The organism is Niveispirillum fermenti, assembly GCF_048066175.1.
Taxonomy (GTDB): domain Bacteria; phylum Pseudomonadota; class Alphaproteobacteria; order Azospirillales; family Azospirillaceae; genus Niveispirillum; species Niveispirillum fermenti.
In genome coordinates, this window is the sequence record NZ_JBLTXA010000002.1 from 33,983 (window position 1) to 56,722 (window position 22,740).

The window sequence follows — 22,740 nt, forward strand, 5'->3', positions numbered from 1 at the left end:
CCCTGTTGTGCTCAGCCCGGCAGGCCGCCGGCACGGCGCAGCAACGCCGCCATGTCGTCCTGGCTGTCGAGCGTGTCAATGGCCTGGATCAGCGGGTCGGCCAGATGGCACATCCCGGCGAAATCCAGGCAGGCGCGGAATTTCCGCAGATGCTGTTCACGGGTCAGCGGCGTGACCGGGCTGCCCAACTGGCTGTCGACGCGCGCCACCACGCGGCGACCGTCGGACAGGACCGCTTCGGCCAGGGCCGGGGTGAAGGCGGCGGGGTCGGGATTGTTGTCGGCAACCACCCTGATCCTGCCGCCCAGCGCATGCAGCACCGGGTCGGACAGCCGGCCGGACGTGAAATCCGCCAGGCTCACGGTGCCGCGCGTCAGCACCACGGCGCCCAGCCAGGCGAAGCAGAGCCGGGCATAGTTCGCCGTCATGGCCGCCGGATAGGCCGGCAGCGGCCGCCCCACCAGCCGGTGGATCAATGGCGGGGCCGTATAGGTCAGGCTTTCCAGGTTGGCGGGCGACACACCATGGTCGCGCATCAGGGCCTGGGTGGCGACGATGGCGCCATGGGCGGCGCGGCCCGTGGGGAAAGGCTTGTGGCTGACCTCCGCGATGCGCCAATCCTGCCCCAGCCGGTCCAGCAGCGGCGCCAGCGCGCTGCCCGTCTCGAACAGGGACAGATAACCGAAGGGGCCATCGATGCTGCCCTGTGTGCCGGGAACGCCGGCCATGGCAAGGTCCAGCGCCATCAGGCTGGCCTGCGCGGCATGCGCCACCTGAAGGGGCAGGCCGGGCTTGCCTTCCACATGGGCCTGCATGGTGCCGGACGCAAAGGCCAGCGCATGGCCGAAGGCGCTGACCGTCGTGGCCAGGTCCAGCCGGCGCAGCCGCGCCATGGCCGCCACGCAGCCGAAGATGCCGGCCGTGGCGGGACGGAAGAATTTCAGCGGTGTCGTGGCCGCCAGGCCCAGCGTGGCGGCGATATCGACGCCGGCGGCCATCGCCGCCCCGAATTCCGCGCCATTCACACGTGCGGTATGCCGCGCCGTATCGGCCATCAGGGCCGACAGAATGGTGGCCAGCGGATGCACGACCGCCGCTTCATGCACACAGTCGAATTCCTGCGCATGGATCTGGAAGCCGTTGATGAAGGCGGCCTGCGGACCGGAACAGCGAATGGCGCGGCCCAGGATGGGGGCCGGTCCGGTACTGCCCCAGCCCAGCGCCGCTGCCGTCGTCTCTTCGGCAAAGGGTGCCCTGGCCCCGGCGATGCCCACGCCCAGCGTATCCAGCAGGAAGATGCGGGCCGCCTCGCGGGCCGGCTCCGGCAATGTCACCCACTCAACAGACAGCGCATGCTGCGCCAGCCTTTCCGAAGCCGTCATCTCAAACCTTCCCCGGCATGATCCGCGTCGGCCAGGACCGCGGGATCGTTCCGCCATCGGCCAGCGCCAGACATTCTTCCACCAACCGCTCCACCGCCATCGCATCCATGCCGGCGGCGTGCATCAGGCTGCGCGCCTTGCCGACGGCACGGTCGTGCGGCAGCGGGTTTTCCGGATCGCCCAGCGCGTCGGGCTGTTCGCGGACCAGAAGGGTGCCGTCGGACAGCGTGATGGACAGGCGGGCGCCGAAATGGTCCGGATACGCGCCGGCGTAGGGTTCCGCCGTCACAACCTTCACCCGCGACCGCAGGGCGGTCACCTCCGCATCGGCAATCATGGCCGGGTCGAAGGCGGACAGGGGCGGGGGGCCACCCAGCAGGGTGACGGCAACCGCATGCTGCAGGGAGAATTTGGCCTCGATCACGCTTTTCGGCGCCGGCCGGTCGCAAAAGCGCAGGGCGTCGGCATAGGTCTCGATGGCCACGCCCTTCACTTCCGCCACCTCCAGCCGGTCGCGGTCCACCTGGTCCAGCAGGGCCAGGGCCGCGTCGATCACGGGATGGGCATGGCGACAGGCGGGCCAGGGTTTCAGGCTGACATCGGCCAGACACCAGGTCTCCGGGGCCGCGCCAGCCAGCAGGGCCGAAGGGTCGGCCCCGGCGGCCGTGGCTGCGAACAATCCCTCGCCCCCTTCAAGGATGCGGGCCGGACCCCGCAGCCCGGCCTGAGCCAGCCTTGCCGCCAGCAGGCCATCACCGGCGGCCTGGGCGTTGTGGACTTGCTTGGCATTGGACAGTGGATCATTGCGGGTTTCCCACAGCCCACCGGTCCGGGTGACGGCCAGCGCCATGGCCTGGGCCAGCGCGTCGCCCCGCAGGTCGAGGATGGAGGCGGCCGCCACCGCGGCCCCCATCGTGCCGCAACTGGCTGTCGTGTGCCAGACGCTGTAATGGGCATCGCCCAGCGCACGGCCCAGCCGGATCATCGCCTCGTACCCGCGGACGATGGCGTCCAGCAGCCGGTCACCGTCCGCCCCCTCCGCCTGGGCCAGTGCCAGGGCGGCGGGAATGACGACGGGACCGGGATGCAGGCGCGCCCGCTTGTCCACATCGTCCATCTCATAAATATTGCCCAGCGCGCCATTGTACCGCGCCGCCGCTTCCGCCCCGACGGTGCCGGCATGGCCGATCGCGGTGCAGCCGCCCGACCCGTCCGACAGGAAGACATGTGCCAGCGCCTGTGCCACGGGCGTGGCGACGCCGATCACGGCGCATCCCGCCCAATCCAGCAGGTGCAACGCCGCCTGACGGCGCATACCCGCCGTCACGGGGCGGGAAAGATGGTCAGCCAATTGTGCGACGAGGGGCATGGCACTTCCATTTGTCCGGACATAATGTTTGTACCATGGTGTTTTTCCGGGGGGAAGGGTGCTGAACGATGCGCCGCAAAAAAACACCGCAATTCGGATAAATCCGGCAGCGGGCTTGACGGGCATGGCCACCCCATGGCCTTGATCCGCCATGCCCGCCCCGGAACGGGCGGAAAAGAAAGGACAGGGCGGACTTGGCTATCGGCACGGCACCCCGTTATCAACAGATCGCCCAGATGCTTCGGGCGGCCATTGCAAACGGCACCTACAAGGTGGGCGACCTGCTGCCGACCGAACAGGAATTGTGCGAGATTCACGGGATTTCCCGCCATACGGCCCGCGATGCCTTGCGCCTGCTGTCCGATGCGGGTCTGGTCACGCGCAAGCGGCGGGCCGGCACCATCGTGGCGGCCCCGGCGGAACCGGTGCTGTTTGTGCAGCCCCTGGGTGGCTTCCAGGACCTGCTGCAATATGCCCGCGACGCCCGCTTGACCATCATGTCCTATGGCCCTGCGCCGGAGAACGGGCTTGCCCATGAACTGGGGTTGAAGCCGGCCGACTGGTGGGAACTGCGCGGCCAACGCGGCACGGGCACCAAGACGGTCGGGCTGACCCGCGTTCTGGTCCGGGCCGACTGCGCGCCGTCCAAGGCGGAGATCGAGGCAAGGCCCACCATCGCCGATGCCATCGAGGCGCGGTATGGGATCGCCGCCGCCCGGATCGATCAGCAGATCAGTGCCATGGTACTGGACGCGATGCTGGCCCCTTTGCTGGGCAGTGAGGCCGGGGTCGCCGCCTTGCGCACCCGTCGCCTTTACCATGATGCCAAAGGTGTTCTGTTCCTGGCCAGCGAAAGTGCCCATCCCGCCGACCGTTTCGTCTATTCGCAAAGCTTCACGCGCGAACGGGCGGAGTGAGCAAAGGCCCGCCCCGCCCCCGTCATCAATGTTCGACGCGGCGTTCCAGGGTCCAGTCCCAACGCGGCGCCGGCATCTGTTCGACCGGATCGGGCGCGATCCCGCCCTTCCAGTCTGCGTAGGCGCCGCCGATCTCCCGCGCGGTCTGCTTCAGGTCGGGAAGATAGCGGTCGGCGAAGACCTGTTCCGTCACCGCCTTGTCCATGAACCGCATGCCGACGACGCCCAACAGGTTCGTTCCGCTATAGACCGGAACGGCTGCACTCGACTCGCCCCGGTACTGGCGGATCGTGATGGCGTAGCCGGCCTTGCGGATATTGGTCAGGATCTTCTCGATCATGTCGCGCTGGCGGCCCGCCCCCTCCATCTCCCCACCGGAGCCGAGGGCGATGTCCAGCAGGGCCGCACGCTGCGGAGCGGGGCTGTAGGCAAGATAGGTGCGGCCCGCGGCACTGTTCAGCAGCGGCACGCGCACGCCGGCATTGTAGCGCTCCAGCGCCAGGGGGCTGGTCTTGTCCGTCGTGTGGCGCACCAGCATATGGTTGCCCTGATTGGTGCAGATCGACACCGGCCAGACCAGCTTCTGGCCAAGCTGGGCCAGAAGCGGCTGCGCCACCTCGCCGATCCAGGCCTCGTCGTCATAGCCGTCCGACAGGCCGCGCACCAGCACCGTCAGCCGGTAGCGGTCGTCCGATCCGTCGCGCACGGCATAGCCGGCCGAACAAAGGGTCTCCAATACCCGATAGGCCGTCGTCCGCGGCAGGTCGATGGCGTTGGCGACATCCGTCACCGTCACGCCGTTGCGGCTGTTCAGCACCTGCAGAACATCCAGCACGCGGAGCATTGCCCTGACGGGCTTCACCTTGTCCATCCCGAACCTCCAGACACGACAACCATGCGCCAACCGCATGGATCATGACAATAATCTGTAACTCTAACCGCAGAATATGCGCGTATGTCCACCTGTCGGATAGAAGGGGTGGATGGCGGTGCCGTCGCACCCCCGCTTCGGGGTCCTTTTGACCGATCCCGCGAAATATTATGACCGCCAGACGGATAGATCGGCGGTAAATGCCTACTGGATATACATTTTGCCTGTTTGCGGGTCCGTCCGCCATGTGGACAGAGGACAGCCGCCGCCTATGCCGCGGGCATTTCCGCACGGCCTAATCAGAGCGACGCCGATAGCAGGTCGGCCTTATGCGAATCTGAAGGCTTCAGCGCCCATGAGCAAAGCAAGAATAACCATCGTCGGTGGGGGCATCGGCGGTTTCACGGCCGCCATCGCGCTGCTGGCCCGCGGTTTTCCGGTAACCCTGCTGGAGGCGGCGCCCGCCTTCGGTGAGGTGGGGGCGGGTGTCACCCTGTCGCCAAACGCCATGCTGGGCTATGTCTATCTGGGGCTGGCGGAAAAGATCGCGGCGGCGGGTGTCGAGCCCGTGCGCCAGCGTATCCAGCATTGGGCCGACGGCCGCACGCTGCGGGTCATGGAACGGGCCGACATGCGCCAGCGCCACGGCGCGCCTTATGTCTATATCCATCGTGCCGACCTGCACGCCATCCTGGTTGCGGCAGCAGCAGCGGGCGGCGGTGTCCTGCTGACGGGGGCCGCCGCCGTGGCGGTGGAAGGCAGCGATGTCATCCTGGCCGATGGCCGCCGTATCGAAGGTGATCTCGTGGTCGGCGCCGACGGCCTGAAATCTGTCGTGCGCCAACGGTTCGAGGAGGACAAGGCGCATTTCACGGGCCATGTCGTCTGGCGCGCCCTGGCACCTGTGGAAGGACCGCTGGTCGATCTGGCGCATTTCCCCGGCATGCATATCGGCCCCGGACGCATGGTGGTGCGTTATCCGGTGCGCGGGTCCAAGGTTCTCAACATGGTGTTCTTCGCCCGGCAGCCGGGCTGGGAGCAGGATGGATGGACCATCCCCGCGGCGCGCAGTGACCTGGAACAGACCTTCGCCGGCTGGGCGCCGGAGGTGCAGGCCATGATTGCCGCAGCACCGGAGGGCCAGCTTTACAAATGGGCCATCAATGCCCGCAAGCCGCTGGCCGACTGGGCGCTGGAAGACAAGGTCGTCCTGCTGGGCGATGCCGCGCACGCCATGACGCCTTTCATGGGCCAGGGTGCGGCCTGCGCGATTGAGGATGCCATCGTGCTGTCGCGCGCCCTGTCGGTGGCGGGCAGCATCGGCGAGGGGCTGCGCCGCTATGTTGCCGCCCGCCATGAACGGGCCACCTTCATCCAGGGGGAATCGAACGCCAATGCCGATCGCCTGCAGGCTGCCGATACCGAGCTGTTCGGCCTGGAAGAGCTTCGCAACGAGGATTCGCTGGGCCTGCTGGATTATGATTGCCGTACCGTCCCCGTCTGAGAACAGAGCCGTTCGACATGCCGATTGATGTTCCGCCCTTTGAAGGCCATCCCATCTCCGACGCCACCGCCGCGTTCCTGGCCCGCACACATGGGATGCTGATCGATGGGCAGTGGCGGCCGGGCCTGGGGGGAGAAAGCCTGATCACCTGCGATCCCGCCACGGGATGGTCGCTTGCCACCGTGGCGGCCGGTGGGGCGGGGGATATCGACGTGGCCGTGGCCGCGGCGCACCGGGCCTTCAACGGCCCCTGGTCGCGCCTGGCGGCGCGGGCCCGCGCCGGGCTGATCAACCGGCTTGCCCGCCTGCTGGAACGCGACGCCGAGATGTTCACGGAACTGGAGATCCTGGACAATGGCATGCCGCGCTTCATCGCGGGGCTGACGGTCGGCAATTGTGTCGAGATGCTGGACTATTACGCCGGATGCATCCTGGGGATCGAAGGTGTCACCACCACCCCGCCGCCACACGTGACGGCCGATGCCGAGGCCCTGACCTATACATTGCGGGAGCCTGTGGGGGTGGTGGGCCTGATCGTCCCCTGGAACGTGCCCTTGTCGACCCTGGTGCTGAAACTGGCCCCGGCATTGGCGGCGGGATGCACGGTCGTCGTGAAGCCGGCGGAGGAAACGCCGCTGTCGGCCCTGGCCCTGGGGGCGCTGGTCGTGGAGGCGGGATTTCCGCCCGGCGTGGTCAATATCGTCAACGGTCCGGGGGAGACGGCGGGGGCCGCCCTGTCAGCCCACCGGCTGGTCGACAAGATCAGTTTCACGGGATCGACGGAGGTCGGGCGCAAGATCGTGCAGGCGGCCGCTGGCAACCTGAAGAAGGTATCGCTGGAACTGGGCGGGAAGTCGCCCGTCATCGTCATGCCCGATGCCGACCTGGATCTGGCCGGGCCCGGCGTGGCCATGGCGACCTTCTTCCTGCAGGGCCAGAACTGCATGGCCGGCACCCGCATCTTTGCCCATGCCGATATCCATGATGCCCTGGTGGCGCGGATATCGGCCTTCTGCGCATCCTTCAAGCTGGGACACGGGCTGGACCCGGCGGTCAATTTCGGGCCGCTGATCAGTGCCGGCCATGCGGCCCGTGTCGTGGGCCATATCGACCGGGCCGTGGCCGATGGCGCGCATCTGGCATTGGGCGGCGGCAAGCTGGACCGGCCCGGCCATTTCGTGCCCCCCACCATCCTGACCGGGGTGACCCCCGACATGGCCATCTTCCGGCAGGAGGTTTTCGGCCCCGTGATGGCCGTCCACCGGCTGGAGACGGCGGATGTGGACGCCATCGCCGCCCTGGCCAATGAAAGCGACTATGGCCTGTCGGGCAGTGTGTGGACACGCAGCCTGTCCACGGCGCACAAGCTGGCGGCCCGCATCCGGTCGGGACAGGTTTCCATCAATTGCCATGGTGCCATCGCCACGAACATCCCGTTCGGCGGCTACAAGCAGTCCGGCTGGGGCCGGGAATTCGGCCGCGAGGCGCTGGACGCCTATCTGGAAACCAAGGCCGTGACGGCAAGGCTGTAGCACCGCCAGGTCACCTCCGAACGCTCACCCGTCTTTCCACCCGCGCCGCCGGCCCTTTTTACCGCCCGCGGCGCGGGGCAGCTTCCCACCTTCTTTGAATTGCTGCGTCGGCGCATTCGCTGGGATATTGAACCGGTTGCTGTAAGCGGGCCGGGACCGGATGGCCACGCGAATGACAAGAAGAGGAGTGAGGTGATGGATATCAAGGGCGTTTCCGCGATCGTGTCGGGCGGTGGTTCGGGTCTTGGCGCCGCGACGGCCCGGGCGCTGGCCGCTGGCGGGGCTCGGGTGGCACTGCTGGACGTGAACCTGGAAGCGGCGCAGGCCGTGGCCCAGGAAGTCGGCGGCGTGGCGATCCGCTGTGACGTGACCAGCGCGGACAGTGCGTCCGCGGCGATTGCGCAGGCCGCCGCGGCCCATGGCCCGGCCCGCATCGCAGTGAATTGCGCCGGGATTGCGCCGCCGGCGAAGATCCTGGGCAAGAACGGCCCGCATGATCTGGAGCTTTTCCGCAAGGTGATCGAGGTCAACCTGATCGGCACCTTCAATATCCTGCGTCTGGCGGCCGATGGCATGGCAGGGCTGGAGCCGGTGACGGCGGATGGCGAACGCGGCGTGATCATCAACACGGCGTCTGTGGCAGCATTCGAGGGGCAGATCGGCCAGGCGGCCTATGGCGCGTCGAAGGGGGGCGTTCACGCGCTGACCATGCCGGCCGCCCGCGAACTGGCCCGCAGCGGCATCCGGGTGGTGACCATCGCGCCCGGCATCTTCATGACCCCCATGCTTCTGGGCCTGCCGCAGGATGCGCAGGACAGCCTGGGCAAGCAGGTGCCGTTCCCCTCCCGCCTCGGCCGGCCTGAGGAATATGCCGCCCTGGCCATGCATATCGTGGCCAACAGCATGATCAATGGCGAGACGATCCGTCTGGACGGCGCCATCCGCATGGCGCCGAAGTAACAGCAGGCCGGGCATCGGAATTGCCCCTTGGCGCTGCTCCGGCGGCAGGGGGCATCGCCTGTGGCGGGTCCTTGATCCGGGGACCCGCCATTTTCATGTCCGGAGATACGCTCCGGCTTTCTGGTTCCCCACGTTTCGCCGTCGCAGGCCGTAATGTTTGCATCCCATTCGATTTTACAAATTGTTTTCATTGGCGAATATTTCAAAGATGAATGAAATATAAATCCAAATGCCCGATTTTTTCGGAAATAAAATTTTTAAAGAACCAATTTTGAAAATAATATTTTGTTATAAATTGCTATGTAATTGCAAAATTGAAATGAATAGTGTCGGAAATGGCACGCCTTTTTGTTATCGAACGAGCGTTTTTCTTTATCGTTTGATCCGTGATGCCTGTCGGTGTCTCAATCGCGTCACAAAGCGGCCGCGGCTGATATCGGGCAGATGCCGGGGCATAACGAGAAGAGGTTCGTAATGACGAAGGGTAAGAAGGCCATTGCCGGCCTGCGGGGTATGCTTTTGGTTGGTGCTGCGGTCGGCATGGCGGGTGCTGCGGCTGCACAGGATGCCAACCTTGCGCAGTTGGAAGAAATTGTTGTTACAGGGTCGCGTATTGCGCGTAGCAACCTCAATTCCTCGGTGCCGCTGAATGTGGTCACCGAAACCGAGATCCGCTTCGCCGGTTTCACGAACCTGGCCGATGCCGTGTCCACCGCCCCGCAGATGGCCCCGTCGCTGAACGGGCAGAGCTCGGGCGGCTTCCTGTTCGTGGGCGGCCAGAGCCGCGTCGATCTGCGGGGCCTGGGCACCAACCGCACGCTGGTTCTGGTGGACGGCAAGCGCCACGTCACCGGCGCGCTGGACAGCCCGGCGGTCGATCTGAACACGATCCCGTCCAGCATGGTCCAGCGCACGGAAATCATCACCGGCGGCGCTTCCGCCGTGTACGGCTCCGAAGCCGTGGCCGGTGTGGTGAACATCCTGCTGCGCAAGGACCTGGAAGGTGCCGAGTTTGATGCCAGCTACGGCATCAGCGAATATGGCGACGGCCAGGAGATGCAGTATAGCGGTGTGTTCGGCAGCAAGTTCCATGACGGCAAGGGCTATGTCATGGCCGGCATCGAATATACCAAGGTCGACAGCGTCCTGGCGAAGGACCGCAAGTGGGCCAGCCCTGGCATCACCTTCAACACCCTTGTGTCCCCGAACACCGTGGTGCCGAACCCGATGAGCCGCACGGGCCGCGGCGGCGTGTTCCGCACGCTCGTCGCCAATCCGGGCAGCGGGCCGCTGGCCGCCAACGCGCCGGCCGGCGTGTCGATCGATTTCGAAAGCCGTTCGGTGCAGGGGCTGGACGCGACCTGTCTGACGCCGCGCAACAACCCGACGGCTGCGACGCCGTTCTGTAACGACCCGTCGCTGGACTACACGTCAATCTACACGACGCTTCAGGGCGAGAGCGAGCGTCTGCTGGGCCGCGCCTACGGTTCCTATGAACTGAACGATTTCGTGAAGATCACGGCCGAAATCGGTGCGGCCAGCGTGGACAGCAAGAACCCGCTCGCCCAGCCCGCCTTCACCGGTTCCGCCTCCTTCCGTCACATGGTGCGGCGTGACAACGCCTTCCTGAACGGCAATACGGCGAATGCGGTCGAACTGCGCCGCATCTTCGATGCCAACGGCCTGACGAGCCCGTCCTCTTCCGCCGAGCTGTACCGCTTCACCGAGGAATTCGGCCAGCGCGTCATCGAGCAGCAGCGCGACATGATCCGCACGGCCATCGGCCTGGAGGGTGATTTCGAGTTGGGTGACCGCAAGGTCAAGTGGGATACCTACTACCAGTACGGCCAGTTGGACGGCAAGTCGATCAACCGCGGCCAGTTCCACAAGGAACGCTACACCCGCCAGCTTGATTCGGTGATCGATCCGGCCACTGGCCAGCCGATCTGCCGTGACCTGCTGTCCTCCGACGCAGGCGTGCGCGCCAATGCCGCCGGCTGTATTCCGTTCGACTGGCTGAACGGCGCCAGCCAGGCCGCCATCGACTATTCCAAGGCGACGTCGGTCACCGTCGGCCAGGCTTCGCAGCAGGTTGCCGCCGTCAATCTGACGACCGACCTGTTCGAGCTGCCCGCCGGCAATGTCGGTATCGCCGTGGGTGCGGAATACCGCGAGGAGAAGTCGGACCAGGAAACCGACAGCGCCACAGCACAGGGCCTGCTGTTCACGAACGCCATTCCGCGCCGCAAGGGTGCCTATGACGTGAAGGAATTCTATGCCGAAATGCTGGTGCCCCTGCTGAAGGACATGTTCCTGGTCAAGGAACTGACCCTGGACGGCGCCTATCGCTGGGCTGATTACAGCACGGTTGGCGGCGTGGATCAGTGGAAGGTCGGTCTGGACTTCACCCCGATCGATGATATCCGCTTCCGCGGTACCTATTCGGAGTCGGTGCGTGCGCCGAACATCATCGAGCTTTATGCGCCGACGGGTGAGAACTTCACGACTGCCCAGCAGGACCCCTGCGACCGGTCGCGCGTTGCCACCCTGACCGGCGACGCCCGCAGCACCCGCGTCGCCAATTGCTCGCGGGATATCGCCGGCTATGATCCGCTGGCGTTTGAAAGCAACATCGGCACGGGCCGTTCGTCCCTGCGTCTGCTCCAGGGCGGCAACGCCAACCTGCGCGAGGAACTGGCCAAGACCTACACGTTGGGCGCGGTGATCCAGCCGACCTTCCTGGAAGGCTTTGCGGCCACGGTCGATTATTACGACATCAACATCAAGGACGCGATCAACCTGCCGGCGCTGTCGGGCGTGTTCCAGGCCTGCTATGACACGGTCGGCGGCTCTGCGCTCTGCTCGCTGATCACCCGTGATGCGACCGGTGCGCGGACCAACGTCGTCGGTGGCGTCGATGTCGTGCAGTTGACACAGGCGAACATCGCCAGCTTCAAGAACCGGGGTATCGACTTCTCCGTCGCCTATGGCTTCGATCTGACCGATATCTCCGAAAGCCTGGGCGAAGGCCGCCGTCTGGACCTGAGCCTGCAGGGCACGCACCTGCTGAAGTACGATTTCGTGTCGCAGGCCGGCCAGGCGCCGCGCCGCTATGCCGGTACGTCCGGGACCCCGTCCTGGAAGCTTCAGGGCACCGCGACCTATTCCGACGACGCGCTGACCTTCTCCTGGACGACGCGGTTCGAGGACAACATGGTCGCCGACGAGGCGCTGCTGCCCATCGCCGATGGCCAGCCGCTGCCGCGCATCCCGTTCTACACGGGTGATTACTGGGCCCATGATGTCCGCGTGCTGTACAAGGTCACGGACGACCTCGTCCTGCGCGCCGGTGTCCAGAACGTCACCAATGAGCGTCCGCCGAACCATCCGACCGTCTATACCGGTACGGGTAACGGCACCTCCGCCAACTGGGACAACCGTGGCCGCTATTTCTACGGCGGCGTGAATGTGAAGTTCTGATCCGTATCCTTCGCCTGAAGGGTAAACTTCCGGGGCCGTGGTCTTATCGACCACGGCCCCATTTTTTTAACAGCTGCGCGGTTGCGCCCCGTGCCGGACATGTCGGGCGGATCAGGCCACGACGCCGCGCAGGATCAGGTCGCGGTGCAGGGTGACAAGCTGCTCGGCCGATTTGCGGCCGCCCGGCTGATACCAGGAACAGATGCCTGTCAGCATGGACAGGATGGCATAGGCCGCGATCGTCGCCTCGTCCACGCGCAGGCTGCCATCCTGGCCGCCACGGCGCAGGATGTCGATCAGCACGCCTTCATAGCGTTTGCGCAGGCCCACGATCACGGCGTGATTACCCGCTTCCAGGCTGCGCAACTCCGAATTCGCGATGAACACCTGCTCGCGCCGGGTGATATGATAGGTGACGTGGAAGGTGATGAACCTTTCCAGTTGCGCCAGCGGCGTGGCCCCCGCCGGCACCGCCTGTTCCACTTCCGCCAGCAGCGTGGTCATATGGTCATGGACCAGATCGAACAGAATATCCTGCTTGTTGCGGACATGGTTGTAGAGCGAACCCGGCTGGATGCCCACGGCATCGGCCAACTGGCGCAGCGTGATGGCCTCGTACCCCTTGCGGTAGATCAGAGCCAAAGCCGCCTTGCGGATCGCTTCCATGGTTTTCGGCCCATGGCTGCCGGCCGTTCGGGCCATCTATGGCCTCACTTCCCGGTAATCGATGCAAGGCGCCAAGCTGCGGTGGGCAGGGGGGTGCCGTCAACTGGAAATCACGCATGCCATGCGGAGGCCAGGCCGCGGAATTCCTTGTTGAAACGGCCAATAAAAAAACGTATGACCGTTTCTATAAATGCCATCGGAGGAGACGCCCCATGCTGCGCAACAGCCTGCCCATGTTCGATTTCGGCCTTGGTGAGACGGCCGATGCGCTGCGCGATGCCGTGGCTGGCTTCGCGGCCGACGAGATTGCGCCCCGCGCGGCCGAGATCGACCGCACCGACCAGTTCCCCATGGACCTTTGGAAGAAGATGGGCGACCTGGGCGTGCTGGGCGTCACGGTGGACGAGGAATATGGCGGCGCCGGCATGGGCTATGTCGAGCACATGGTGGCGATGGAGGAAATCTCCCGCGCCTCGGCCTCCGTCGGCCTGTCCTATGGCGCGCATTCCAATCTCTGCGTCAACCAGATCCGCCTGAACGGCAACACGGACCAGAAGGGGCGCTATCTGCCCAAGCTGATCAGCGGCGATTTCGTCGGAGCGCTCGCCATGAGCGAGCCGGGTGCCGGTTCGGATGTGGTGTCCATGCGCCTGCGTGCCGACAAGCGGGGTGACCGCTATGTCCTGAACGGCACCAAGATGTGGATCACCAACGGTCCCGACGCCGATGTACTTGTTGTTTATGCCAAGACCGAGCCCGAGGCCGGGCCGCGCGGCATCACGGCCTTCCTGGTGGAGAAGGGGTTCAAGGGCTTCTCCTGCGCGCAGAAACTGGACAAGCTGGGCATGCGCGGCAGCCACACCGGCGAACTGGTGTTCGAGGATTGCGAGATCCCGGAAGAGAACGTGCTGGGCCAGGTGAATGGTGGCGTGCGCGTGCTGATGTCGGGGCTGGATTACGAACGCGCCGTCCTGGCCGCCGGCCCCCTGGGCATCATGCAGGCGGCCATGGACATCGTGGTTCCGTATATCCATGAGCGCAAGCAGTTCGGGCAGTCGATCGGTGAGTTCCAACTGATCCAGGGCAAGGTCGCCGACATGTATGTCGCGCTGAATTCCTGCCGCGCCTATGTCTATGCCGTCGGCCGCGCCGCCGACGCCAAGCGCATCACCCGCAAGGATGCCGCCGGCGCCATCCTGCTGGCGGCGGAAAAGGCGACGCAGCTGGCGCTGGATGCCATCCAGATCCTGGGCGGCAACGGTTATATCAACGAATACCCCACGGGCCGCCTGTTGCGCGACGCCAAGCTGTACGAGATCGGCGCCGGGACCAGCGAGATCCGCCGCATGCTGATCGGGCGGGAGCTGTTCAAGGAAACGGCGTAAGCGTCGATACAGTCCCAGTCTCTTCAACCGTCACCCCGGCGAAGGCTGGGGGCCAGTTCACTGGCGCCTCATTCCACGATGCTGGACCCCGGCCTTCCCCGGGGTGACGGTTGAGGGAGTGATCATGGTGCCGCAACGAAGAGGGCCACCGCCCATGCCCGTCCTTCCCACCAATATCGATACGCGCAGCCCGGCCTTTACCGAGAATGCGGCAGCCATGAAGGCGCAGGTGGAAGACCTGCGCGCCACCGTCGGCCGGATCAGCCTGGGCGGCGGCGACAAGGCCATGGCCAAGCATCTGGCCCGCGGCAAGCTGAGCCCGCGCGAGCGGGTCCGCACCCTGCTGGACCCCGGCACGCCCTTCCTGGAATTCAGCCAGTTGGCGGCCTATGGCGTCTATGCCGACGATGTGCCAGCGGCCGGCATCATCACGGGCATCGGGCGCATCGCCGGGCAGGAATGCGTCGTGGTGGCCAATGACGCGACGGTGAAGGGCGGCACCTATTATCCGCTGACCGTGAAGAAGCATCTGCGCGCCCAGGACATCGCGCGGGAGAATAACCTGCCCTGCGTCTATCTGGTGGACAGCGGCGGGGCCAATCTGCCGAACCAGGACGAGGTGTTTCCCGACCGCGACCATTTCGGCCGCATCTTCTATAATCAGGCGACATTGTCGGCCAACGGCGTGCCGCAGATTGCCGTGGTGATGGGGTCCTGCACGGCGGGCGGTGCCTATGTGCCGGCCATGGCGGATGAAAGCATCATCGTGAAGAACCAGGGCACGATCTTCCTGGGCGGGCCGCCGCTGGTCAAGGCGGCGACGGGGGAGATCGTGTCGGCGGAGGATCTGGGCGGCGGGGAGGTTCATACCCGCATTTCCGGCGTGGCCGACCATCTGGCCCAGGATGATGGCCATGCGCTGGGCATCGCGCGGCGCATCGTGGGCAACCTGAACCGGGTGAAGCGGCCGGACATCGCCATCCGGCCCGTGGTCGAGCCGCTGCACGGCGCCGACGAGATTTACGGCATCATCCCGACCGACACACGCAAGCCCTATGATGTGCGGGAGATCATCGCCCGCATCGTGGACGGATCGGAACTGGACGAGTTCAAGGCCAATTACGGTACGACGCTGGTCTGCGGCTTCGCCCATCTGTGGGGCATGCCGGTGGGGATCATTGCCAACAATGGCATCCTGTTCAGCGAAAGCGCCGTAAAGGGGGCGCATTTCATCGAACTGTGCTGCCAGCGCAAGATCCCGCTGCTGTTCCTGCAGAACATCACGGGCTTCATGGTGGGCCGCAAGTACGAGAATGCCGGCATCGCCAAGGACGGTGCCAAGCTGGTGACGGCTGTCGCCTGTGCCAATGTGCCGAAGATCACGCTGATCATCGGCGGGTCGTTCGGGGCCGGCAATTATGGCATGTGCGGTCGGGCCTACAGCCCCCGCTTCCTTTACATGTGGCCCAACGCCCGTATCAGCGTCATGGGCGGGGAGCAGGCGGCCACCGTGCTGGCCACGGTCCGCCGCGACGGGCTGGAGGCCGCCGGCAAGGAATGGAGCGCGGAGGACGAAGCCGCGTTCAAGGCCCCCATCCGCGAGCAGTATGAACGCCAGGGCCATCCTTACTATGCCTCGGCCCGGCTGTGGGATGATGGCGTGATCGACCCGGCCGATACGCGCAATGTGCTGGGCCTGTCGCTGTCGGCGGCGCTGAACGCGCCGATCCCACCGGCGAAGTTTGGCGTGTTCCGGATGTGACGGAGAGCGACAGATGAGCGATATCCTGACCGGCATCGACGCGCGGGGGGTGGCCACCGTCACCTTGAACCGTCCGGAGTTGCACAATGCTTTCAACGATTCTGTCATCGCCGAACTGACGGCCATCTTCCACCGCCTGGGGGAAGACCCGGCCGTGCGGGTTGTCTTGCTGCGCGGCAATGGCAAAAGCTTTTCGGCCGGCGGCGACCTGAACTGGATGCGTCGCATGGCCAGCTATGATTTTGCGCAGAACCAGGCGGATGCCATGGGGCTGGCCGGCATGCTGCGCACCCTGAACGATCTGCCCAAGCCGACGCTGGCCGTCGTGCATGGCAATTGCTTCGCCGGGGCCGTGGGGCTGGTATCCGCGTGCGACATCGCAATCGCGGCCGAAGGCGTACAGTTCGCCCTGACCGAGGTGCGGCTGGGCCTGATCCCGGCCACCATCGCCCCTTACGTCGTGGCCGCGATGGGCGCGCGGGCCTGCCGCCGTTACTTCCTGACGGCCGAGCGGTTCGGGGTGGATGAGGCGTATCGGCTGGGCCTTGTGCATGAGGTGGCGGCGGCAGAGGCGCTGGAGGCCCTGGCCGGGACGTTGACCGGCCAGCTTCTGGCCGGTGGGCCACAGGCCGTGACGGCAGCCAAAGCCCTGATCCCGCTGGTGGACCGCCCCATCGATGACGCGCTGGTGGCGGAGACGGCCACCCGCATCGCCCAGGCCCGCGCCGGGGTAGAGGCGCGGGAGGGGCTCGCCAGTTTCTTCGACAAACGCAAGCCGGGATGGGCGCCATGAGCAAGATCACTTCCGTCCTCATCGCCAATCGCGGCGAGATCGCCTGCCGGGTCATCCGCACGGCCCGTCGCATGGGTTTGGCCACTGTCGCCGTTTATTCGGATGCCGACGCAAATGCCCTGCATGTGGCCCTGGCGGACCAGGCCGTGCATATCGGCCCGGCCCCGGCCCGCGAGAGTTATCTGGTGATCGACCGGATCATTGCGGCGGCCAGGGCGGCCGGGGCCGATGCCATCCATCCGGGCTATGGGTTCCTGTCGGAGAATGCGGCCTTCGCCGATGCCGTCGCAGCCGCGGGGCTGGTCTTCATCGGTCCGCCGGCCGGTGCCATCCGCGCCATGGGCGGTAAGTCGGAGGCCAAGGCCCTGATGGAAAAGGCCGGCGTCCCGCTGGTGCCGGGATATCACGGCGAGGACCAGGGGGATGAATTGCTGGCCGCCCAGGCGGCACGCATCGGTTTCCCCGTCCTGATCAAGGCTTCGGCCGGCGGTGGCGGCAAGGGCATGAAGGTCGCGGCCAGCGCCGACGAGTTCCCCGCCGCCCTGGCTTCGGCCAAGCGGGAGGCGAAGGCCAGCTTCGGCGACGACCGGGTGCTGGTCGAGAAATATCTGGCCCGTCCGCGGCATGTGGAAATCCAGGTGTTCGCCGACAGCCATGGTGACTGCGTCTATCTGTTCGAGCGGGACTGTTCCATCCAGCGCCGGCATCAGAAAGTGGTGGAGGAGGCCCCCGCCCCCGGCATGGACCCTGCCGTCCGCGTTCGCATGGGCGAAGCGGCCGTGGCCGCCGCCAAGGCCATCGGCTATGTCGGCGCCGGCACGGTGGAATTCCTGCTCGATACAGATAATTCCTTTTATTTCATGGAGATGAATACTCGTCTTCAAGTGGAGCATCCGGTAACTGAGAAGATCACGGGCCAGGATCTGGTTGAATGGCAATTGCGGGTGGCGGCCGGGGAACGGTTGCCGTTGCGCCAGGAGGAACTGGCCATCCAGGGGCACGCCATCGAGGTCCGGCTCTATGCGGAAGACCCGGCCAAGGGGTTCCTGCCGCAGACCGGCACGCTGGCGCATCTGCGCTTCCCCGAACAGGGGGAGCATGTCCGGGTGGATACGGGCGTGCGCACTGGCGACGCCATCTCGATCTTCTATGATCCCATGATCGCCAAGCTGATCGTTTGGGATCGCGACCGGGATAGCGCGGTACAGCGGCTGCGCGGCGCCCTGGCCGCGACGGAGATCGCGGGCCTGAACGCCAATGTGCCCTTCCTGTCGGCCGTGGCCGCCCATCCGGGTTTTGCCGCCGCTGACCTGGATACCCGCTTCATCGAGCGGTATGAGGCCGATCTGCTGCCCGCCGCCGCGGAACCGGCGGCCCCGGTGCTGGCCCTGGCCTCTTTGGGGCAGCTGCTGTCGCGCCGTGTGGCCACGGGCACCGATCCGTGGGACGCGGTGGGTGGTTTCCTGATGAACCTGCCGGCCGTGGACAGGATGGAATGGGTTGTTCCGGGCGAGGGGGGCAGCCGCCACAAGGTGGATGTGACCTGGACCGGCACCGGCTTCACCATCGCCACGGACGGACGGACACTGACCGTATCGGGTCGGCTGGGGCCCGACGGCACGCTGTCGGCCACGCTGGACGGGGTACGGGTGTCGGCCCGCTGGGTGCAGTGGGGCGAGCATGTCACGCTGTTTCATGCCGGCGGCACGCACAGCCTTGTCCTGGCCGATCCCCATGCCGGCGCGCATGCCGACCAGGGCGGCCATGGCCGCCTGACGGCCCCGATGCCCGGCAAGGTCATCGCCATCCTGGTGGAGGAGGGGGCGGCGGTGACCAAGGGCCAGCCCGTCATCGTGCTGGAAGCCATGAAGATGGAACATACGCTGAAGGCCCCGGCGGATGGAAAGGTCACGCACCTGCGTTACGCCGTGGGTGACCAGGTGGGTGAAGGGGTGGAACTGGTCGGGTTCGAGGCCGCCTGAGAATCGGTGGCGGGTCCGGCGCGGCCCGCCACTTGAAACTGTCATCCGGCCTCGTCTCCACGCTTGTTTTCCTCAAGGAATTTCTGGGCTACACTTCATGCTGACGTCGGGAACGATGGGGCATCGCCATGTTCTCTCGCAGGGGCTTCCTGGGGGGGCTGACCGTCGCCACGGCGCTGTCCTGGCGCCCGGCGCAGGCGCGTCCTGCAATCTTCCGCATGGTGTATTTCAGGGATTTCGTCCCCTTCTCGCAGGTGGACGATGCGGGTCGCGTGCATGGCATGTTCGTGGATGCGGCCCAGAGCGTGCTGCACGACCGGCTGGGGCAGACGGTGGAGCATCAGGCCTTTCCCTGGGCCCGCGCGCAGGCCATGGTACGCGGCGGGGAGGCCGATGGTTTCCTGACCGTGCCCACGCCCGAACGCATGGCCTATGTCCTGGCCAGCGCCACGCCCGTGTTCCGCTTTCCCATGAGCATCGTGGCCGCGCGCGACAATCCGCGGCTGGATGCCCTGCGACGGGTCCGGTCGCTGGCCGATCTGGCGCCGTTCCGCGTCGGCCATTATATCGGTTCGGGCTGGGCGGAAGCGCATTTGCGCCCTCTGGGACTGGATATCCATTGGGCCACCGATCTGGCCGGTGCCCTTCGGCTGGTGGCCAATGGCCGTGTCGATGCCGTTGTGGACAATGCCGTCTCGTTGCGCCACCGTCTGGCGGACCCGGAATTTGCGGGCCGGCTGTCCGAACTGCCACACACATTGGCACAGCAGCCCTATCACCTGTGCATCGGCCGGTCGTCGCCCTTCGCCCCGCTGATGGCCCAGGTGGATATGGTGCTGTCCGGCCATGGACCGGCACCCTTGCCCGCCAGCAAGGCAAGCTGAGCCTTTTTGATCTTCCCGCCCCACAACCCCGGACATGAACATGCACGACATCCGTCTTGTCGAGGTGGGCCCGCGCGACGGCCTGCAGAATGAAAAGACCCTGGTTCCCCTGGCCACCAAGGTGGAACTGGTCAACCGCCTGTCCGCTACGGGCCTGTCGGTGGTGGAGGCGGGCGCCTTCGTCAGCCCGAAATGGGTGCCGCAGATGGCCGACAGTGCCGAATTGATGCGGGCCATCGACCGACGGCCGGGCATCACCTATCCCGTGCTGGTGCCAAACGAGAAGGGGCTGGAAGCGGCGCTGGCCGTCGGCGTCACCGAGGTGGCGGTGTTCGGCGCCGCATCGGAAGGGTTCAGCCGCAAGAACATCAATTGCACCGTTGCGGAAAGCCTGGACCGGTTCCGGCCCGTGGTGGATCGGGCGCGGGCCGCCGGGGTGCGGGTGCGGGGCTATGTCTCCTGCGTGCTGGGCTGTCCCTATGATGGCGCCGTCGACCCGGCCAGGGTTGCGGAGGTGGCGGCAAGCCTGATGGCGATGGGCTGCTATGAGGTCAGCCTGGGCGACACGATCGGCGTCGGCACGCCGGGGGCGGCACGCGCCATGCTGCGCCGCGTGGCGGAGGATGTGCCTATGGGCCGCATCGCCCTGCATTTCCACGATACCTATGGCCAGGCGCTGGCCAATATCCTGGCCTGTATCGAGCTGGGGGCCCGCGTTTTGGACGGGGCCGTGGCGGGCCTGGGCGGCTGCCCCTATGCGAAGGGCGCATCGGGCAATGTCGCGACAGAGGATGTGCTGTACATGCTGAACGGCATGGGCCTGTCCACGGGCGTCGACCTGGACAGGCTGGCCGCGATCGGGGAATGGATCAGCGCGGAACTGGCCCGGCCCAATGGCAGCAAGGTCGGCCGGGCGCTGGCTGGCCGCGCCGGCTGATACCCCCACCGATGGCAGATGCCGCCGCCCTTCCTGCATCGGAAAGGCGGCAGCTTGGCGGGCCGGCGGTCAGCCCTGCGCCTTCAGGGCGCGGCGGTGATGGTGCAGCAAGGGCTCCGTATAACCGCTGGGCTGTTCCACGCCTTTGAACACCAGATCGCAGGCGGCCTGGAAGGCAATGGAGCGGTCGAAATCCGCCGCCATGGGGCGATAGAGCGGGTCGCCCTCGTTCTGCTTGTCCACAACGGCGGCCATCCGCTTCATCACCGCCAGCACCTGCGCCTGCGTGCAGACCCCGTGCAGCAGCCAGTTGGCGATGTGCTGGCTGGAAATGCGCAGCGTGGCCCGGTCTTCCATCAGGCCCACATTGTGGATGTCCGGCACCTTGGAACAGCCGATGCCCTGGTCGATCCACCGCACGACATAGCCCAGGATGCCCTGGGCGTTGTTCTCCAGCTCTTCGTTGATCTCCGCCTCGGACCAGTTGATGCCGCGTGCCAGGGGGATGGTCAGGATGTCGCGCAGGCTGGCGCGCGGGCGGCTGGCCAGTTCGGCCTGCCGGGCGGCCACATCGACCTGATGGTAGTGAAGCGCGTGCAGCGTGGCCGCGGTGGGCGAGGGGACCCAGGCTGTGGTGGCACCCGCCATCGGATGGCCGATCTTGGCCTTCAGCATCTCCGCCATCCGGTCGGGCATGGCCCACATGCCCTTGCCGATCTGGGCATGGGAACGGAAGCCGGTGGCCAGGCCGTTATCGACGTTCCAGTTCTCATAGGCCCCGATCCAGGCGGCGGCCTTCATGTCCGCCTTGCGGATCATGGGGCCGGCCTGCATGGAGGTGTGCATCTCGTCGCCGGTACGGTCCAGGAAGCCGGTATTGATGAAGCAGACCCGGTCCTTGGCGGCGCGGATGCATTCCTTGAGGTTGACCGTGGTCCGCCGCTCCTCGTCCATGATGCCGACCTTCAGCGTGTGGCGGGCCATGCCCAGCACATCCTCGATCCGGTCGAACAGGTGGTTGGCGAAGGCCACTTCCTCCGGTCCATGCATCTTGGGCTTGACGATATAGACAGAGCCGGCCCGGCTGTTGGACAGGCCGCCGGTGCGGCGCAGGTCGTGCAGGGCAATCAGGCTGGTGACGATGCCGTCCAGGATGCCTTCGGGCACCCAGGACCCATCCTCCAGCGTGACGGCGTCGATCGTCATCAGGTGGCCGACATTGCGGATGAACAGCAGGGAGCGGCCGTGCAGGGTCACGTTGCCGGTGCCATCTGCGCTCTTGTAGGTGCGGTCGGGGTTCAGGGCGCGGTCCATGGTGCGGCCGCCCTTTTCGAACGTCGCCGTCAGGTCACCCTTCATCAGCCCCAGCCAGTTGCGATAGACCGTGACCTTGTCGGCGGCATCGACGGCGGCGATGCTGTCCTCGCAATCCATGATGGCCGTCAGCGCCGATTCCAGCACGATGTCGGCGACGCCGGCCGCATCGGACTTGCCGATCGAATGGCCGCGGTCGATGACGATGTCCAGATGCAGTCCATGATGGACGAGCAGGATGTTGGACGGTGCGGCGGCATCGCCGTCATAGCCCTTGAACTGTCCGGCATCGGCCAGACCGGTTACCGACCCGTCGGCCAGCGTCACGGCCAGGGCGCCGTCGGCAACGCGATAGCCCTTGGCGTCCTTGTGGCTGCCCGTGGCCAGAGGCGCCGCCTGGTCCAGCACCTCCCGCCCCTTGGCGATGACGGCGGCACCGCGCACCGGATCGTAGCCCCGGGCGCCGGGCGTGCCGACATCACCCAGTGCATCGGTGCCGTATAGTGCATCGTAAAGGCTGCCCCAGCGGGCATTGGCGGCGTTGAGCGCGAAGCGCGTGTTCATGACGGGCACGACAAGCTGCGGCCCGGCAACCTGGCTGACCTCCGGATCGGTATTGGCCGTCGTGATGGTGAAGTCCGGTCCCTCCGGCACCAGATAGCCGATATCGCGCAGGAAGGCCTCGTAGGTGTCCGCATCGATATCCTGGCCGCGCCGGGCGATGTGCCAGCCGTCGATCTTGGCCTGCAGCGCGTCGCGGCGGTCCAGCAGGCGACGGTTTACGGGCGACAGGTCGCGGAACAGGGCCGCGAATCCCTGCCAGTAGGCGGCCGGGTCCACGCCGGTGCCGGGCAGGGCTTCGGTCTCGATGAAGCGGTGCAGTTCGGCATCGACCTTCAGGCCATGGACATCGACGGTGGCGGACATGATCGCTCTTCCCCTGGTGGCGGGCTGTTATGGCTGGCACAAGGCGTAGCAGCGGGCCGGGTGCGACGCAACTGA

General features: G+C 66.1%; 16 protein-coding genes. 11 read left to right on the forward strand and 5 right to left on the reverse strand.

All coding sequences use genetic code 11. From position 1 onward, the window contains the following. Positions 1–11: 11 nt before the first annotated feature. Together ACM9LZ_RS02015 and ACM9LZ_RS02020 are read right to left on the reverse strand one after the other, a co-directional pair. Positions 12–1,382 (reverse strand): MmgE/PrpD family protein, encoded by a 1,371-nt coding sequence (locus ACM9LZ_RS02015; protein WP_416617663.1) that lies wholly within the window; start codon positions 1,380–1,382, stop codon positions 12–14. A 1-nt stretch (position 1,383) separates the two neighbouring features. Next, positions 1,384–2,751, reverse strand: a complete 1,368-nt coding sequence (locus tag ACM9LZ_RS02020; protein WP_416617664.1) for an MmgE/PrpD family protein — start codon at positions 2,749–2,751, stop codon at positions 1,384–1,386. A gap of 194 nt (positions 2,752–2,945) precedes the next feature. Between ACM9LZ_RS02020 and ACM9LZ_RS02025 the strand changes: the two genes are divergently transcribed. Further along, entirely contained in the window at positions 2,946–3,668 is a 723-nt protein-coding gene (locus ACM9LZ_RS02025; protein WP_416617665.1) for a GntR family transcriptional regulator, read from the forward strand. Between the two features lie 25 nt (positions 3,669–3,693). Here ACM9LZ_RS02025 and ACM9LZ_RS02030 read toward each other — a convergent pair whose 3' ends face one another. Beyond that, on the reverse strand, positions 3,694–4,539 hold the full coding sequence (locus tag ACM9LZ_RS02030) for a helix-turn-helix domain-containing protein (RefSeq protein ID WP_416617666.1): 846 nt from the start codon (positions 4,537–4,539) through the stop codon (positions 3,694–3,696). Between the two features lie 355 nt (positions 4,540–4,894). Here ACM9LZ_RS02030 and ACM9LZ_RS02035 point away from each other — a divergent pair, with 355 nt between their 5' ends. The 4 genes from ACM9LZ_RS02035 to ACM9LZ_RS02050 all read left to right on the forward strand — a co-directional run bounded on the left by ACM9LZ_RS02035 (position 4,895) and on the right by ACM9LZ_RS02050 (position 12,015). After that, entirely contained in the window at positions 4,895–6,043 is a 1,149-nt protein-coding gene (locus ACM9LZ_RS02035) for an FAD-dependent monooxygenase (RefSeq protein ID WP_416617667.1), read from the forward strand. A gap of 17 nt (positions 6,044–6,060) precedes the next feature. Beyond that, positions 6,061–7,575 (forward strand): aldehyde dehydrogenase family protein, encoded by a 1,515-nt coding sequence (locus ACM9LZ_RS02040; protein WP_416617668.1) that lies wholly within the window; start codon positions 6,061–6,063, stop codon positions 7,573–7,575. A 195-nt stretch (positions 7,576–7,770) separates the two neighbouring features. Continuing rightward, complete coding sequence (locus ACM9LZ_RS02045) at positions 7,771–8,535, forward strand: SDR family NAD(P)-dependent oxidoreductase (RefSeq protein ID WP_416617669.1); 765 nt, start codon at positions 7,771–7,773, stop codon at positions 8,533–8,535. 474 nt (positions 8,536–9,009) lie between these two features. Next, on the forward strand, positions 9,010–12,015 hold the full coding sequence (locus ACM9LZ_RS02050) for a TonB-dependent receptor plug domain-containing protein (protein WP_416617670.1): 3,006 nt from the start codon (positions 9,010–9,012) through the stop codon (positions 12,013–12,015). A gap of 111 nt (positions 12,016–12,126) precedes the next feature. Here ACM9LZ_RS02050 and ACM9LZ_RS02055 read toward each other — a convergent pair whose 3' ends face one another. Continuing rightward, positions 12,127–12,717 carry a TetR/AcrR family transcriptional regulator gene (locus ACM9LZ_RS02055; RefSeq protein ID WP_416617671.1) on the reverse strand — a complete coding sequence of 197 codons (591 nt, stop codon included), beginning with the start codon at positions 12,715–12,717 and terminating at the stop codon, positions 12,127–12,129. A gap of 176 nt (positions 12,718–12,893) precedes the next feature. On the opposite strand from ACM9LZ_RS02055, the gene ACM9LZ_RS02060 reads away from it, so the two are divergent. The 6 genes from ACM9LZ_RS02060 (at position 12,894) to ACM9LZ_RS02085 (ending at position 20,424) form a co-directional block, all read left to right on the forward strand. After that, entirely contained in the window at positions 12,894–14,066 is a 1,173-nt protein-coding gene (locus ACM9LZ_RS02060) for an isovaleryl-CoA dehydrogenase (RefSeq protein ID WP_416617672.1), read from the forward strand. Positions 14,067–14,220: 154 nt separating this feature from the next. After that, the gene (locus ACM9LZ_RS02065; protein ID WP_416617673.1) at positions 14,221–15,828 is read left to right on the forward strand and encodes a carboxyl transferase domain-containing protein; all 1,608 of its coding nucleotides are present in this window, start codon (positions 14,221–14,223) and stop codon (positions 15,826–15,828) included. A gap of 13 nt (positions 15,829–15,841) precedes the next feature. Beyond that, entirely contained in the window at positions 15,842–16,621 is a 780-nt protein-coding gene (locus tag ACM9LZ_RS02070) for an enoyl-CoA hydratase/isomerase family protein (protein ID WP_416617674.1), read from the forward strand. Next, entirely contained in the window at positions 16,618–18,603 is a 1,986-nt protein-coding gene (locus ACM9LZ_RS02075) for an acetyl-CoA carboxylase biotin carboxylase subunit (RefSeq protein ID WP_416617675.1), read from the forward strand. The genes ACM9LZ_RS02070 and ACM9LZ_RS02075 overlap by 4 nt, the downstream gene beginning before the upstream one ends. Positions 18,604–18,731: 128 nt before the next feature. Next, the gene (locus tag ACM9LZ_RS02080; protein WP_416617676.1) at positions 18,732–19,487 is read left to right on the forward strand and encodes a substrate-binding periplasmic protein; all 756 of its coding nucleotides are present in this window, start codon (positions 18,732–18,734) and stop codon (positions 19,485–19,487) included. 40 nt (positions 19,488–19,527) lie between these two features. Next, complete coding sequence (locus ACM9LZ_RS02085) at positions 19,528–20,424, forward strand: hydroxymethylglutaryl-CoA lyase (RefSeq protein ID WP_416617677.1); 897 nt, start codon at positions 19,528–19,530, stop codon at positions 20,422–20,424. Between the two features lie 69 nt (positions 20,425–20,493). Here ACM9LZ_RS02085 and ACM9LZ_RS02090 read toward each other — a convergent pair whose 3' ends face one another. Continuing rightward, positions 20,494–22,665 (reverse strand): malate synthase G, encoded by a 2,172-nt coding sequence (locus ACM9LZ_RS02090; RefSeq protein ID WP_416617678.1) that lies wholly within the window; start codon positions 22,663–22,665, stop codon positions 20,494–20,496. Between the last annotated feature and the right edge of the window lie 75 nt (positions 22,666–22,740).

Coding starts and splice junctions, on each gene's coding strand:
- ACM9LZ_RS02030 (WP_416617666.1), bottom strand. CDS start 4,539: ATGGACAAGGTGAAGCCCGTCAGGGCAATGCTCCGCGTGCTGGATGTT.
- ACM9LZ_RS02075 (WP_416617675.1), top strand. CDS start 16,618: ATGAGCAAGATCACTTCCGTCCTCATCGCCAATCGCGGCGAGATCGCC.
- ACM9LZ_RS02065 (WP_416617673.1), top strand. CDS start 14,221: ATGCCCGTCCTTCCCACCAATATCGATACGCGCAGCCCGGCCTTTACC.
- ACM9LZ_RS02090 (WP_416617678.1), bottom strand. CDS start 22,665: ATGTCCGCCACCGTCGATGTCCATGGCCTGAAGGTCGATGCCGAACTG.
- ACM9LZ_RS02055 (WP_416617671.1), bottom strand. CDS start 12,717: ATGGCCCGAACGGCCGGCAGCCATGGGCCGAAAACCATGGAAGCGATC.
- ACM9LZ_RS02070 (WP_416617674.1), top strand. CDS start 15,842: ATGAGCGATATCCTGACCGGCATCGACGCGCGGGGGGTGGCCACCGTC.
- ACM9LZ_RS02085 (WP_416617677.1), top strand. CDS start 19,528: ATGCACGACATCCGTCTTGTCGAGGTGGGCCCGCGCGACGGCCTGCAG.
- ACM9LZ_RS02020 (WP_416617664.1), bottom strand. CDS start 2,751: ATGCCCCTCGTCGCACAATTGGCTGACCATCTTTCCCGCCCCGTGACG.
- ACM9LZ_RS02080 (WP_416617676.1), top strand. CDS start 18,732: ATGTTCTCTCGCAGGGGCTTCCTGGGGGGGCTGACCGTCGCCACGGCG.
- ACM9LZ_RS02040 (WP_416617668.1), top strand. CDS start 6,061: ATGCCGATTGATGTTCCGCCCTTTGAAGGCCATCCCATCTCCGACGCC.
- ACM9LZ_RS02045 (WP_416617669.1), top strand. CDS start 7,771: ATGGATATCAAGGGCGTTTCCGCGATCGTGTCGGGCGGTGGTTCGGGT.
- ACM9LZ_RS02060 (WP_416617672.1), top strand. CDS start 12,894: ATGCTGCGCAACAGCCTGCCCATGTTCGATTTCGGCCTTGGTGAGACG.
- ACM9LZ_RS02015 (WP_416617663.1), bottom strand. CDS start 1,382: ATGACGGCTTCGGAAAGGCTGGCGCAGCATGCGCTGTCTGTTGAGTGG.
- ACM9LZ_RS02035 (WP_416617667.1), top strand. CDS start 4,895: ATGAGCAAAGCAAGAATAACCATCGTCGGTGGGGGCATCGGCGGTTTC.
- ACM9LZ_RS02050 (WP_416617670.1), top strand. CDS start 9,010: ATGACGAAGGGTAAGAAGGCCATTGCCGGCCTGCGGGGTATGCTTTTG.